The organism is Pontibacter lucknowensis (assembly GCF_900156415.1).
Taxonomy (GTDB): domain Bacteria; phylum Bacteroidota; class Bacteroidia; order Cytophagales; family Hymenobacteraceae; genus Pontibacter; species Pontibacter lucknowensis.
Genome location: NZ_FTNM01000006.1, coordinates 269,228 through 282,707, shown reverse-complemented (window position 1 = coordinate 282,707; position 13,480 = coordinate 269,228). Strand labels below are relative to the sequence as shown.

General features: G+C 52.1%; 12 protein-coding genes. 6 read left to right on the top strand and 6 right to left on the bottom strand.

Features of this window, described 5'->3' with window-relative positions; all coding sequences use genetic code 11:
• Positions 1–139 precede the first annotated feature (139 nt).
• Positions 140–727 carry a hypothetical protein gene (locus BW972_RS17980; RefSeq protein WP_076423135.1) on the top strand — a complete coding sequence of 196 codons (588 nt, stop codon included), beginning with the start codon at positions 140–142 and terminating at the stop codon, positions 725–727.
• 107 nt (positions 728–834) lie between these two features.
• The gene (locus BW972_RS17975) at positions 835–1,293 is read left to right on the top strand and encodes a YybH family protein (protein ID WP_076423134.1); all 459 of its coding nucleotides are present in this window, start codon (positions 835–837) and stop codon (positions 1,291–1,293) included.
• A 73-nt stretch (positions 1,294–1,366) separates the two neighbouring features.
• Here BW972_RS17975 and BW972_RS17970 read toward each other — a convergent pair whose 3' ends face one another.
• The 5 genes from BW972_RS17970 to BW972_RS17950 all read right to left on the bottom strand — a co-directional run bounded on the left by BW972_RS17970 (position 1,367) and on the right by BW972_RS17950 (position 6,990).
• Positions 1,367–2,599 carry a nucleoside recognition domain-containing protein gene (locus BW972_RS17970; RefSeq protein WP_076423133.1) on the bottom strand — a complete coding sequence of 411 codons (1,233 nt, stop codon included), beginning with the start codon at positions 2,597–2,599 and terminating at the stop codon, positions 1,367–1,369.
• Between the two features lie 87 nt (positions 2,600–2,686).
• A complete protein-coding gene (locus BW972_RS17965) occupies positions 2,687–4,138 on the bottom strand; it encodes a M14 family metallopeptidase (RefSeq protein WP_234986440.1) in 1,452 nt (483 codons plus the stop codon).
• A gap of 98 nt (positions 4,139–4,236) precedes the next feature.
• On the bottom strand, positions 4,237–4,638 hold the full coding sequence (locus BW972_RS17960; protein ID WP_007654616.1) for a hypothetical protein: 402 nt from the start codon (positions 4,636–4,638) through the stop codon (positions 4,237–4,239).
• 183 nt (positions 4,639–4,821) lie between these two features.
• Positions 4,822–5,388, bottom strand: coding sequence for an SAM-dependent methyltransferase (locus tag BW972_RS17955; RefSeq protein WP_076423132.1), 567 nt, complete (start codon positions 5,386–5,388; stop codon positions 4,822–4,824).
• A 189-nt stretch (positions 5,389–5,577) separates the two neighbouring features.
• Positions 5,578–6,990 (bottom strand): APC family permease, encoded by a 1,413-nt coding sequence (locus BW972_RS17950; protein ID WP_083674251.1) that lies wholly within the window; start codon positions 6,988–6,990, stop codon positions 5,578–5,580.
• A gap of 259 nt (positions 6,991–7,249) precedes the next feature.
• On the opposite strand from BW972_RS17950, the gene BW972_RS17945 reads away from it, so the two are divergent.
• The 4 genes from BW972_RS17945 (at position 7,250) to BW972_RS17930 (ending at position 12,559) form a co-directional block, all read left to right on the top strand.
• Positions 7,250–8,728: a Do family serine endopeptidase gene (locus BW972_RS17945; RefSeq protein ID WP_007654612.1), complete on the top strand. Its 1,479-nt coding sequence runs from the start codon at positions 7,250–7,252 to the stop codon at positions 8,726–8,728.
• A gap of 6 nt (positions 8,729–8,734) precedes the next feature.
• Positions 8,735–9,487, top strand: coding sequence for a DUF72 domain-containing protein (locus BW972_RS17940; protein WP_076423131.1), 753 nt, complete (start codon positions 8,735–8,737; stop codon positions 9,485–9,487).
• A 156-nt stretch (positions 9,488–9,643) separates the two neighbouring features.
• Positions 9,644–12,073 (top strand): TonB-dependent receptor, encoded by a 2,430-nt coding sequence (locus BW972_RS17935; protein ID WP_076423130.1) that lies wholly within the window; start codon positions 9,644–9,646, stop codon positions 12,071–12,073.
• A gap of 87 nt (positions 12,074–12,160) precedes the next feature.
• A complete protein-coding gene (locus BW972_RS17930) occupies positions 12,161–12,559 on the top strand; it encodes a DUF983 domain-containing protein (RefSeq protein WP_007654610.1) in 399 nt (132 codons plus the stop codon).
• A 14-nt stretch (positions 12,560–12,573) separates the two neighbouring features.
• Here BW972_RS17930 and BW972_RS17925 read toward each other — a convergent pair whose 3' ends face one another.
• A complete protein-coding gene (locus BW972_RS17925; RefSeq protein ID WP_076423129.1) occupies positions 12,574–13,455 on the bottom strand; it encodes a DUF3078 domain-containing protein in 882 nt (293 codons plus the stop codon).
• Positions 13,456–13,480 lie beyond the last annotated feature (25 nt).

The following is a 13,480-nucleotide window of genomic DNA, read 5'->3' as shown; positions in this document are numbered from 1 at the left end:
ATTGGTCTTAATACGATTATTTATGAAGATTTACAGGAATAGCGACTAGCGGGTTTAGGCGATTTTTATTGCACTGGCACGCAAGTTGTAATTAGACCATACAACAGAGTTTAATTGTTTTAACTAAACTGAAATTGTTATGAAAAAGGTAAGCTATATCATGAGCCTGGCACTGATGGCATCAGTAGCTTTTGGCGGATCGGCTGAGGCGCAAGAGAAAAGAACAGGCTGGAGCCCTCAGGCAAAAGGTGCTGTGATTGGTGCCGGTACAGGTGCAGCAGCAGGTGCTATTATACATAAGCGTAACCGCGTAGTAGGTGGTGTTGTAGGTGGTGTAGCCGGTGGCGCCGTAGGTTATGGTGTAGGCAAGGTGATCGACAACAAGCAGAAGGAGCGTGAAGCTGAAGCAGCTCGTGTAGCGGCAGCCGAAAGAGCAGCCGCAGCCCAGCGTACCGCAGCTGCAGAACGTGCGGCGGCTGCCAACAGAGCGACAGTTGCTAAAAACAAGCCGACTCCAGCTCCAGCTAAAAAAACAGCTGCTCCTCAGACAAGTCTGGCAATGGCCACTCCAGCTGAAACAGCAGCAGCTAATTCACTGGCGATGATGTATGCATCTGAAGACGGACCAACGCCACAAGTAGTGTACGCTAACTTCCTGCCTAACCTGGACTATGGTGACCGCAGCAAACCTTACTATACTTCTGAGGTTCGACGTAAGAGCTGGTAACACGTTTACCCTTGGCCTTCTCCCGGTGCTGAGCCGGGAGAAGGTATAAATCCAACGACGCTGTTTTCACGTAATGCGTCGTGGTTTAACACCAAAATTTAGAAATCATGAAAAATATACTTTATACCCTATTTGCCCTTTTTTTCCTGGCTTCCTGTGCGAAGTCTGAAGGTGAATCGGTGGATGTCCGCGAACTGAACCAGGAGTTTATCAGTGCCTGGAATGCACGGGACTCTGACAAAGTGATCTCGATGATGGCCGAGGATGTGCAGTTTCTGCAGGGCGAGGTGATCTACAGAGGCAAGTCCGAAGTGTCAGATAAGTGGGTGCGCGAAACCATGGGCACCATTGCCGACCTGAAAACCTACCCGGTAAGTTCAGGCACCGATACGCAGATCGCCTACGAGGCTGGTACGTTTTCAGTAGACGTGTTACCGGTTAGTCCCGGCGAACCCCGCGGACTTGGAGAAGGCAACTTTATGCTGCTATGGAAGAAGAGCAGTGACGGTAACTGGAAACTAAGCTATGCGCAGCTGGAAGGTCATCCGGTTGTTGCCCGAAATTAAGAGGTTAAGAATTGAAAATAAAAAAAGCGGCTGCTCCCATGGGGCAGCCGCTTTTTTATGGGTATACCTGCTGTTAATGGAAGAACAGGTAGGCAATAAAGATAGCGGCAATGGCACCTGCCAAGTCGGCCAGCAAACCACAGGTCAGGGCATAGCGGGAACGCTTGATACCAACAGAGCCAAAGTATACCGCCAGTATGTAAAAAGTCGTTTCCGTCGAGCCCTGGAAAGCAGAAGCCATACGTCCCACAAAAGAGTCTACGCCGTATGTGTTCATGGCTTCCACCATCAGGCCACGGGCGCCGCTGCCGCTCAGTGGTTTCATAAAGGCTACTGGCAGGGCAGGAACAAAGTCTGTGTTTACACCGGTGAGCGCAATCAGGTAGCCTATGCTATCCACGATCATATCCAAAGCACCAGAAGTACGGAACACACCAATTGCCACTAGTATCGCTACCAGGTAGGGGATAATGGTGATGGCCACTGTGAAACCCTCTTTAGCGCCTTCAATAAAAGCCTCGTACACATTTACCTTCCGGATAAGTGCCAGACCCACAAACGAAATGATAATCGAGAAGAGGATCACATTGCTGGCCACCTGTGAGATTACGCTGACCTGTTCCTGGGAAATAGTGCTGAAGTAATAAATCAACCCGCCTATTAGCAGCAGCAAAGTGCCTATATAAGCCATGATCACAGGATTGAACAGATTGATGCGCTGGTACAGAGCCACTGCGATCAAACCGACCATCGTCGAGAAAAAGGTAGCCAGCAGAATAGGGATAAAAATATCAGAAGGGTCAGCCGCGCCCAGCTGCGCCCGGAATACCATGATACTGATCGGGATAATCGTGAGCCCGGAGGTGTTGAGCACCAGGAACATGATCTGGGCATTCGAAGCGCGTTCTTTGATCGGGTTGAGCTCCTGCATCTCTTTCATCGCCTTCAGGCCCAGTGGTGTAGCGGCATTATCAAGGCCCAGCATGTTAGCTGAGAAGTTCATCAGGATAGAGCCAAACACGGGGTGGTTCTTCGGGATCTCCGGGAAGAGACGGTTGAAAAATGGCGCCACCAGTCGGGAGAAAATGGCGATGATGCCGCCGCGTTCGCCCACTTTCATCAGTCCCAGCCACAGTGTCATCACGCCGGTCAGGCCGAGCGAAATCTCAAAGCCGAGCTTGGCATTGTCGAAGGTGCTGCTAACGAGTTTCTGAAAGATCTCTACATCGCGAAACACGATGAGCTGGAACAAAGCAATAGCAAAGGCGATCAGAAAGAAGGCCGCCCACAGATAGTTTAATACCATGAAGCAAAGGTTGGTCTGGAATCAGTCTGTAAGATACAAACTGATTCCAAAAGGGAAGGGCTTTAGGCGACAAAATTATATTGCTGCCTAATGTAGTATTCCATGAAAGAGCTCCGGCCGGTCGCTCTGCAGGTCATACAAAAATCCGTTCAGGACGGCATACCTGGGCTGGTCTTGCGCATCTTTCAGGACGAAGTTGGCCGACTCGTCAAGTGCCAACTGGTGATTGACGATGCTGGCTATACCTGTCACGTTGAGCGGGAGTGAGGTCGGATCGGGCAATACGCCGGGCAGGTGACGCACCCGGATGGTGGTATAGCCCTGCCTGAGCAATTCGGCTCCCAACTCGTCTGTCAGTTCGTCCAGGCTGTCGATGGGCTGCTCGTATACTTTGCCGGGCACCAAGGTAAGGCCTTTGGCGTCGAGTTCTTCGTAGCCATGGAACACACTCATGTCGCCGATCTCTTCTACCGCACTGCTATGATAAAAGCCGAGGTGGTTCGGAGCGTCCACTTCCAGCCGGTTAATGCCAATATCAAGGATAGTATCGCGGCCGTTTTCGGTATGGCGGACATGGCGCAGCACCAGGTCGTAAAGGTGACGCTGGTTTTCAGGTATACGGTCATAGGCGTCCACTCCGAAGCTTTGGTAAGCTTCCTCGGCAATCAGGTATAGCCCCGAAAGGATGGCCGTGAAGTTCAGCTGGCGGATGTGCTGTTTTTCCGGGTCGCCGTGCTGCCCGCCAGACTCCACGAGGATCACGCTGGTACCCCATTTTTGGATGTTGTCGCCAAAAGCCCGCGGCTCGTGCTCGTCATTGAACTTAGCCACCTGCCCAGGTATAAACTGCTGCAGCACATGGTCCATACCTGCGATGGTGCGCATGGCCCTTTCACGTACTGTATTGATGTTGCGGGCATGATCATATGCCGGAGCCAGAAAAGAGATTGTGGCCGGCCGTGCTGTGTAGCCGGCTGTGTAGTAGCGACTCTGGTCGTGCAGGTTAAAGCCAAAGGCAGGCTCCAGCTTGTCGCGCAGCTGTTTCAGCAGCTCTGATTCCGGACTCTGCAGGCGCAGGGCGTCTCGGTTCATGTCTATGCCCAAGGCGTTGCGGCGGGTATACATTTCGGCCCCATCCGGGTTGAGCATCGGCACGATGTATAGTGTCAGGTGCTCCAGTATATGCCTGCGTATAGAATCCAGTTCGTCCGTCTGGTTGAGGAAGTGCAGCAAGTCAAACAAAGCCATGGTGGCGGTGGGCTCATCGCCGTGCATCTGGGACCAAAGCATAACTTTAGTTTTGCCAGTACCCGCCTTGATCAAATAGATCGAACGACCCTGCACCGAGTGGCCGGCCACCTGCACTTCGAAGGCTGACTGCTCCTGCAGCCGCTCGATCAGGGGTACAATATCGCGGTGTCGGAAGCGCCGGTGCCGCAGAGCAGACTCCTTGTACTTGTGGTGGCTATGGTAGAGTTGCTGGCCCAACTCCTGAATGGCAGCTGGCATATTGCTGTTTGAAGATGTCGTATTCATCATACTAATTTAAGATGCTCTCTAAAAAAAGTGCCTCCCGCTTCAGGGCTATACCTGAAAGGGGAGGCGCTGCCCATTAGCGGGCTATACCTGTTGGTGGCTTAGTTGCCAGGCCATGCACCCCACGGAATGCGAGCCAATACCAGAATCAAAGCGATGGTGTAAAAAATAGCAATGCTGCTGAAACGCTTCTTGTCATCCGGCAGACGCTTGGCACGGGCATAACCTACGGTGATCAATACAACAGCGATGATCATAGTCAGCGGGTGCTCCAGCACGTAAAGTCTTGAAGTGGAATCCTTCATGAAGCCTTCGTTTGCAAGTTCAATTCCAAGTGGTGATACAAAGTAGAGAATCACACCGATCACCCACTGCAAGTGCGCAGGTATAAGGCCCAAAAGGCCCATTTTTCTATCCTTATCAGTGAAGGGTTTGTTACCAGACATGCCCATGAAGGCAAATATGATGCTTACAAGAAGGCCTAGAATTACCAGATAGGCCATGAATGAGTGAAGATGTTGTAATCCTGTATACATTTCAGAGATTGTGGTTAGTGTCAGCTGTAAATATAGGGATTAAATTATCAATTCAGATGCGGTAGCCCTATTTTAGATGTATAGATAGCACACAAAAGAAAACCCCGCACACATGAAGTGCACGGGGCTTTTTAGTAGTTTCGGTGGTTATTAGCGACTTTTGCCGATTTTCTTGTTCTCAGGAACAGTCCACAAATAAATGGTAGATCCGTCTATCACCTGGGTCTCTTCCGGCTCCCAGTCACCCATGTCGAAGGCGTGCGACACAATGCGGGTGCCAGGCTTCAACTGCTCGAGCAGCACCGGACGAAGCTTCATGTTCACGTTGGGCAGCAGGTATAGCGTCACTACAGAGGCTGGTCGGTAGTCCACTTTGAACAGGTCCTGCTCCACAAACTTCACCTTATTGGTCACGCCGGCCTCACGGGCATTCTGATTGGCTTCTTTAATGCGCTCCGGGTTTATGTCAAAGCCAGTACCCGTGGCACCGTGCTCCTTTGCCGCCGTGATTACAATGCGACCATCGCCACAACCCAGGTCATAAAGCACATCCTTGTCCGACACATTTGCCAGTTTAAGCATGGCGTCTACCACCTTTTGAGGAGTAGGAACATAAGGGACATCCAGCTTAGGTGTAGCAGTGGTTGTTTGGGCGAATGCCGCAGAAGCGAATAGTGTCAGCACGAGTGTGCAAAGCGAGTTTCTGATTGCTCTCATCTTGTTTTCATTAAGTTAGTAATCCATTTAAGAAAATATCAGGTATAAGGTGAGCGATTTTGTGATGGCGTATCTTATCCGGAGAAGAGAAACGCGCACAGGCTGTATTTACGTGCAGCAGGGATCAGTAGTTCTTAATTGTGGCATTTTATGAATATTTTAGTAGGACTTCTTTAAGCGATTGCGCTGTTATGCTGCCTGTTCTTTCTGTTTTTGGATGCGAGGTATAGCCAGCAGCACCAGTACCCCCACCACCAGCACGCCTATACCTACAAGAGCCCCTAAGCCGGTGTACATCAAACTGGAGTAGAACAGATAGCCACTTGTCAGGCAGAAAATAAGGGGCAGGACAGGGTATAGCGGTACTTTGAAAGGCCTCGGGCGCTCTGGCTCTTTGCGGCGAAGCACAAACAAGGCGATACCTACCAGCAGCAGAAAAAACCAGAAAACCGGCGCCGTATACTCCACCATCGTCTCGAATCCGTTGCGGGTAAATAGTGCCAAGCCAACCAGCGCCAGCGACACGACTCCCTGGACTACATAGGCATTCACCGGAGAGGATGCTTTGGTATTCCATTGGCCTAAGAAGCTGAAAACCGGAAAGTCACGCCCCAGCGCATAATTGGTACGGGCACCAGTCAGAATAGTGGCATTGGCGGAGGTGAGGGCAGCCAGTGTCACAATGATGCCGATGAGCACCATGCCCGTGTCCCCAAGCGTCACCCTTACAAGGTCAGCTGCTATGGCATCAGAGGCAGCCATCCCCTCCAGCCCCAGCACATGCAAGTAGGCCAGGTTGATGAGCAGGTAAATCAGGGTGATAACGGCAATACTGGCAATCAGGGCGGTTGCCATGCCCCGGCGTCCGCTCTTGAGCTCCGCAGAAATATAGGCTGCCTCGTTCCAGCCGCCGAAGGTGAGCAGCACAAACACCATGGCCAGGCCCATGGAAGTGCCGTTGCCCGTGCCTGCATTGCCTGCCGCTACTGCTTCATCGGGCGTAAAGAGGAAGGCTGCGCCCAGTACGATCAGGATGCCCAGTACTTCCAGTATGATCAGAAAGCGCTGCACACCTGTGCCGAAGCTCACACCCACAATGTTAATCGTAGTGAGCAAGACCACAACCAGTCCCGCATAGATAACTGACGAAAGCTCCCCGATGCTGTAAATCTGGGCCATGTAGTCGCCGATGATAAAAGAAAGCAGCGCAATAGAACCTGTCTGGATGACACTCATACGCGCCCATGCAAAGAGAAAAGCCAGCCGTTTTCCGAATGCCCTCGTCAGGAAGTGATAGTCACCCCCGGCATGCGGGAAGGTGGTGGTCAGTTCAGCGTAGCAGAGTGCCCCGATCAACGAGACCAGCCCACCCAACACCCAGGTGGTCAGAAACATGGTGCCGCTCTCCACATTGGCAGCCACCAGCGAGGGCGTCCGGAATATGCCGGCTCCCACCACCACGCCCACAATCACGGCGATGGCGTCGAACATGCTCAGGGCGGGTCTGGGCTCTGCTTTGGGCTTTTCTTCGGCTGAAACTTCTGGTTGGGTTGAAGCGAGCGTCGCGTCTGCCGCAGGATAGTCTTCGTTCAGGTTAGGCATAGTTTTATTGTTAGGTGTAGGCTTTATCGTCTCTGACCCACTGTTTACGGAGTGTAACAGGATCTAAGTTGTAAACCATGCGCTTTTTTAAAGAGTAAGTAGTATATAGGAAGGTTTACTGGTTGGGACAAATCAGGTATAGCCTTTGAAGAAAATGTTCACTTCATTCTCAAAAACAGCTGTTATGAACTCTAATCTGCCTATCAGCCAACCCGGTCGTGCGATAATCGGTAAAGCAAGTGGTAAAACATCAATATTTATGGGAAAAGCTGTCGGCACTTTTTTGATTGCCATCCTTTCTGCCGTGCTGGCCATTGTGGGGTATAAACTCTTCGAGGGCAATTCACAACAAAACGGCAACTTCAACAACAATAACAATGCTGCCACACCGGTGGTCTCATCAGTTGGTAACCCGGATTTTGTGCCGGCCGCTGCCAATGTGACGCCTGCCGTCGTGCACATCAAAACGCTCTATAACGTCAACCAAACCAGTCGCAATCCGATCTACGAGTTGTTCGGCATGCCACAGCAATCTACCCCGGCACGCGGCTCGGGCTCAGGAGTACTCATATCAGGCGATGGCTACATCGTGACCAATAATCACGTGATCGACCGGGCCTCAGGTATAGAAGTGGTGCTGCCTGACCGCCGTACCTTCGAGGCCAAGCTAATCGGTACGGACCCAAGCACGGACCTGGCTTTGCTGAAAGTGGAGGCAAGTGACTTACCGGTGGTGCCGCTGGGTGATTCAGATAAAGTGCAGGTGGGAGAATGGGTGCTGGCCGTAGGTTATCCGCTTTCGCTGAACTCGACTGTAACAGCCGGTATCGTCAGTGCCAAGGGCCGCAGTATCGGCATCCTGAACCGGCCAGGGCAGGGCGGATACGTGGATCCGGCACAGGTAGCCAATACCGCCATCGAGTCTTTCATTCAAACTGACGCGGCCATTAACCCCGGCAACAGCGGTGGTGCACTGGTGAACACTTCCGGGCAGCTGATCGGCATCAATACAGCCATTGCCTCGCAAACGGGTAGCTACGCTGGTTATGGCTTTGCTATACCTGTCAACCTGATGCAGAAAGTTGTGGGCGACATACGGAAGTACGGCCAGGTACGTCGTGGCTTTTTAGGTGTGAACTTCCCTGTTCCTGCCGTAGAAGATCAGATGCTGCGGGCACGGGGCATCGATCCGGGTGAGGTGAGTGGCGTGTACATCATGGGGGTTCAGCCTGGTAGCGGCGCTGAAAAGGCAGGTTTGAAAGAAGGCGACATTATACAAGGTATAGACGACATTGAAGTGAACACATCAGCAGAGCTTTCAGAACGCATTGCCCGCTACTACCCCGGCGACAAGGTGGAGCTGGCGATATTGCGGGATGGCAAACAGCGAAAAGCTACGGTCACATTGCAGGGAGAAGAAGAGGAGACAGTTACCGAGGGCGCTGCCAAAGGCTTAGAGGCAAGGTTAGGTGCCACTTTTGCGCCAATCAACGACCGCATGAAGCAGCGCTACGGTCTGAGCGAGGGCGTGTACGTCACCAAGATTCAGCCAGGTGGTTTCTTCGACTCAGCAGGTATACCGGAGGGTACCGTGATCGCCAGAGTGAACGGCCGCCCTGTGAACAGTCTTGCTGACATTAGCAAATCGCTGGCAGCGTCGCGCAGCGGTATGGTGCGGCTGGATGGCATTACGCCAGACGGTACGGCCTTTGTGTTCAACTTCCCGCTGGGTGCGTAAGGGCTCATGACGGATACAATTTCAAGTAGGCTGTACATCGGTACTTCCGGCTGGAGCTACCGTTGGCGGGAAGTGCTGTATCCGCCTGAGCTTAAGTCGGCGGACTTCCTGAGCCACTATGCCACTCGTTTCAACTGCACGGAGATCAACAGCAGTTTCTACCACTTCACCATGGCCAAAACCATTGAGAAGTGGCTGGCGCAGACACCGGCGCATTTTAAGTTCGCACCCAAGTTGCACCAGGAGATCACGCACAAGCGCAAGTTTAAGGACATCGAAGAACCGCTGCAGAAATTTATGTCGCGCTACCAGCTGATGGGAGAGCGATTGGGTCCGGTGCTGGTGCAGATCCCCGGTAGTTTCCGTTTCGACAAAGGTATAGCCGGTGATTTTTACCATACCTTGCGGGAGCTGTACCCGGAGCAGCCTTTTGCGCTGGAGGCACGCCACGTCTCGTGGTTCACAGAGGAGTCTTTTGACCTGATGCGCGAACACAACATCTCCACCGTTATCGCCAATGCCGGCAAGCGCTTTCCGGGCACAGAAGTCACGACCACCGATATTGCCTACCTGCGGCTCCACGGCGATGAGAAAATGTACGCTTCGTCCTACTCCGACGAAAAGCTGGAGCGTTATGCCTACATGGTGAAAGACTGGCTGGAAGATGGCAAAGAGGTATGGGTATTCTTTAATAACACCATCGTAGGCAATGCCGTGCTCAATGCCGACAGGCTACGGGAGTTGATTAACGAGCTATAGTTAATATCAGAAAAGGATGATTCTAAGTGTTTAAACTTCAATGAATTAAATTTGATGTTAACGCTCTGAAAATGTAGTCACTAAAAATATATAGTGTTTTCAAAACATTTCAGCTAGAAGTGTGTAATACCTGCGATATGATTTAGCCTTTCAACCATGCGCTTATTCTTCTTTTTCTTACTGCTTTTGCCAACACTTAGCTTTGCACAGTCTGGTGTGATTACGGGTACTGTGCGCGACGCCAACACCAGGGAAACCCTGATTGGGGTGTCGGTGCAGGTGGTAGGCACGCAGCTGGGTACGGTCACAAACGAGAGCGGCTCCTACCGGATCGACAACATTCCGCTCGGCAGTTATACCTTACAGAGCTCGTACATCGGTTACCAGCCACTGAGTAAATTCAACGTGAACGTGACCTCAGGCAATGCCCAGATCATCAACTTTGAGCTGGTGCCGGCTTCAAGTCAGTTGGGTGAGGTAGAAGTGGTGGCACGTCGCCGGCAGAGCGCGGCCATCGCCGATATCGTGACGCCGCTGTCGGTGCAGAGCCTGAGCACAGAAGAGATCCGCAGCAACCCGGGCGGGAACTTCGACATCTCGAAAGTAGTGCAAGTACTACCGGGTGTGGCCACCAGTGGCACAGGCGGGGGCAGCCGCAACGACCTCATCATCCGTGGCGGCGCGCCGAGCGAGAACGTGTATTACCTAGATGGCATCGAAATACCGCTGATCAACCACTTCACCACGCAAGGCAGCGCCGGCGGCGCGACAGGTATACTCAACGTGTCTTTTATCGAGGACCTGAAACTGAGTTCCTCTGCTTTCGACGCCCGTTACGATAATGCCCTGGCCTCAGTGTTTGAGTTCAGGCAGCGTTACGGCAACCCGGAGCGTTTTTCGGGCAACGTGCGTCTGAGCGGTTCGGAGTTTGCGACAACGCTGGAGGGGCCGCTTTCTTCTAAGACAACCTATCTGGTCTCAGCCCGACGCAGTTACCTGCAGTTTCTGTTTAAGCTGCTTGACCTGCCCATCCGGCCAAATTACTGGGACTTCCAGTATAAAGTAGACCATAAGATTGACAGTAAAACCTCACTTTCTTTTATTGGCGTCGGGGCCATAGACGAGTTTGCCTTTGGGGTGCCGCGCAACAGCACGCCAGAAAGTGAGTACATCCTGCGGTCTATACCTTCCAACAATCAATGGAACTATACAACCGGCGTGGCGATGAAGCGACTGGTGCGTGATGGTTACGTGAACCTGGCGCTGAGCCGTAACGCTTTCAACATTGATCTGGAAAAGACGGAGGCGGCGCAGGAGGGAGGCGCTTCGCAACTCACGCTCAAGTCAACTTCACGTGAAACGGAGAACAAGCTGCGTCTGGACGTAAACAAATACCAGAACGGATTCAAATACGCTTATGGTGTGTCGGGGCAGTATGTGCAGTTCACCAACGATATCTTCAGTCTGATCCGCAACGAGGTGCGCGACGAAAGTGGCAATCTGGTGCAGCCTGCTGTTACGGTTGATTACGATACTAACCTCGACTTCTTCCGGTATGGCGCATTCGGGCAAGTATCGCGTTCAGTGCTAAACAACCGGCTCGGGCTGTCTTTTGGTTTGCGCACCGACATGAACACCTTCACAGACGAAGGCCGCAATCCGCTGAAAACGCTCTCGCCGCGCCTGTCAGCCTCATACCTGCTCACTGATAAATGGACGATCAACGGCTCCTGGGGCACCTATTATAAACTGCCGACCTATACCGTGCTGGGTTATCAGGAGAATAACCGATTCCTGAACCGCTCAGCTGATTATATCCGGTCCATCCACTATGTGCTGGGCACGGAGTTTCTGCCTCGCGAGGATCTGCGCTTCACAGTGGAGGGCTTCTATAAAGACTATGACAACTACCCTGTGTCGCTGCGCGATGGTATTTCGCTGGCCAACCAGGGAGGTGATTTCGGTTCGATTGGTAATGAAGCCGTAAGCACCACCGGGAAGGGGAGGGCTTACGGAGCGGAGTTTTATGTACAGAAAAAGCTGACGGGAACGGTGTTCGGTGTGCTGTCCTATACCTATGTAATCAGTGAGTTTGCCGGTACCGACGGTCGCTATGTGTCCAGCGCCTGGGATTACCGCCACCTTGCCTCCGGTTTGCTGGGCAAGAAGCTGCCGCGCAACTGGGAGTTTGGGGCCAAGTACCGCTTCGCAGGCGGCGCACCTGCCACGCCCTTCGATCTGGAGGCTTCGCAGCGCAACTATGCCTCGCTGGGTGTAGGCATACTCGACTATACCCGCCTCAACTCGGAGCGCCTGCGGCCGTTCAGCCAACTGGACGTGCGCATCGACAAGAAGTGGAATTTCAGCCGTATCACCCTCGACCTGTTCCTGGACATTGCCAATGTGCTGGCCAGCAACACACCAGGCTTCGACCGCTATACCTTCCAACGCAATGAGGACAATACAGGCTTCGCGACCACCGACGGCAATCCGCTGCGCAACGATGGAAGCAACGCCATACCTGTCATCCTCAAAAACAATGATGGGAATCTAGTGCCTACGTTAGGGTTTATTGTAGAATTTTAGGACTGTAAATTTAGGCCGTTGCTGTGCCTTATTTCTTAAAAGACGTACCTTTGAGAAGTATGTCCTAACATCAGAGAAAGACACAGCATGAGCAACAGAAACTCCGTATTATACAGTATCTTTTTCAACAGATGCCCGCGTTGCCGTGAAGGCAAAATGTTCAAGAGTGGACTCTATACCACCAGGTTTTCTGATATGCACACCAACTGCCCCTGCTGTGGGCAGGAGTTTGAGCCAGAGCCCGGCTTTTATTATGGCGCCATGTACGTGAGTTTTGCCTTCAACGTGGCTATTTTCATTGTATGCCTTTTTATCCTGTACCAGTTCGTAGAGGAGATCACGATGGGCATGATGATCGGTGTAGTAGCAGCTGTGGTAATCGGTTTATTGCCTGTGATCTTCAGGTGGTCGCGTTCGCTGTACATCCACATTTTTGTGCGCTACGAAGGACCCTGTAGTGAAATCCCCAACAAGCTGCATCGTTAGTAACGCTAAACATACTAGCGCACAGTAAAACCCTGCATGGTGTAGAGTATACCCAAACCGAGTGACTGGTTATACTGCACGTCGCTATCCTGATCGTAGTCGTAGATGAAGTTGGCCATCAGGTTGACATTGATGTAGCGATTTACCTTAGCCGTGAGGGTAGAGTTGAGCATGTGGTCAATGCGCTTCCCGGATAGCTCCTCGTAATTGATGTATGACATATAATTCAGCCGGAGGTTGACATTAGTGAAGATGTCGCGGTTATAAGTGGCCTGCACCATGGCCGCCAACCACTCTGTGCGTACACTTTTGCCCTCCGGCACGCCGTATCGCTCATTAGCTGCCACGGCATCGTCTGCCAGAAAAGTAAAGCGGGGTGCAAAGGGGCTCAGGCGAAGCGAAAAGTAAGGGTTTGGCTTATACTCAGCCCCCAGCGCAAACGTCAGGAAGCCCGGAGACAGGAAGTTTGAAATAAGCCGGTCGTTGCCGTCGGCGTCCACGTCATATTCATAGCCCCTTGTGAACTGCGACAGGAAGTTAGCCGACACAAAAGTGTTCCAGTCCGAAGAAATAGCATAGCCATACTTGGAGTCCAGGAAGATGCGGTCGATACTCTTGCGCTGTTCCTCTCCCTTGTTTTTAAGCAGACCGTACTGCATTTGCACGGCGTTGTCCCAGGAGGTTTTGCCCAGTTTGTAATCGGCGCGTGCATCCAGGTGTGAATTAAAAGCGATTGAGCTAATGCCGCCTGCCTTCCAGTTGTCGCTGAAGGCGGCCTGGTTCAGGTTGATGCCCGCTGAAAAAGTTCTGCGCCAGGTGGTGTCGGCTTCTACCTGTGCCGAAGCTGTAGTTACCGTTAAGAAGATGATCAGGAAGGAAAATAGAATTTTCTGCATGTGTAAGCTTTGTATGGCAAAGGGT

What these genes read in the sequence shown, in the direction of transcription:
- BW972_RS17980 (WP_076423135.1), top strand. Translation starts at nt 140, where the DNA reads ATGAAAAAGGTAAGCTATATCATGAGCCTGGCACTGATGGCATCAGTA.
- BW972_RS17975 (WP_076423134.1), top strand. Translation starts at nt 835, where the DNA reads ATGAAAAATATACTTTATACCCTATTTGCCCTTTTTTTCCTGGCTTCC.
- BW972_RS17970 (WP_076423133.1), bottom strand. Translation starts at nt 2,599, where the DNA reads ATGGTATTAAACTATCTGTGGGCGGCCTTCTTTCTGATCGCCTTTGCT.
- BW972_RS17965 (WP_234986440.1), bottom strand. Translation starts at nt 4,138, where the DNA reads ATGATGAATACGACATCTTCAAACAGCAATATGCCAGCTGCCATTCAG.
- BW972_RS17960 (WP_007654616.1), bottom strand. Translation starts at nt 4,638, where the DNA reads ATGGCCTATCTGGTAATTCTAGGCCTTCTTGTAAGCATCATATTTGCC.
- BW972_RS17955 (WP_076423132.1), bottom strand. Translation starts at nt 5,388, where the DNA reads ATGAGAGCAATCAGAAACTCGCTTTGCACACTCGTGCTGACACTATTC.
- BW972_RS17950 (WP_083674251.1), bottom strand. Translation starts at nt 6,990, where the DNA reads ATGCCTAACCTGAACGAAGACTATCCTGCGGCAGACGCGACGCTCGCT.
- BW972_RS17945 (WP_007654612.1), top strand. Translation starts at nt 7,250, where the DNA reads ATGGGAAAAGCTGTCGGCACTTTTTTGATTGCCATCCTTTCTGCCGTG.
- BW972_RS17940 (WP_076423131.1), top strand. Translation starts at nt 8,735, where the DNA reads ATGACGGATACAATTTCAAGTAGGCTGTACATCGGTACTTCCGGCTGG.
- BW972_RS17935 (WP_076423130.1), top strand. Translation starts at nt 9,644, where the DNA reads ATGCGCTTATTCTTCTTTTTCTTACTGCTTTTGCCAACACTTAGCTTT.
- BW972_RS17930 (WP_007654610.1), top strand. Translation starts at nt 12,161, where the DNA reads ATGAGCAACAGAAACTCCGTATTATACAGTATCTTTTTCAACAGATGC.
- BW972_RS17925 (WP_076423129.1), bottom strand. Translation starts at nt 13,455, where the DNA reads ATGCAGAAAATTCTATTTTCCTTCCTGATCATCTTCTTAACGGTAACT.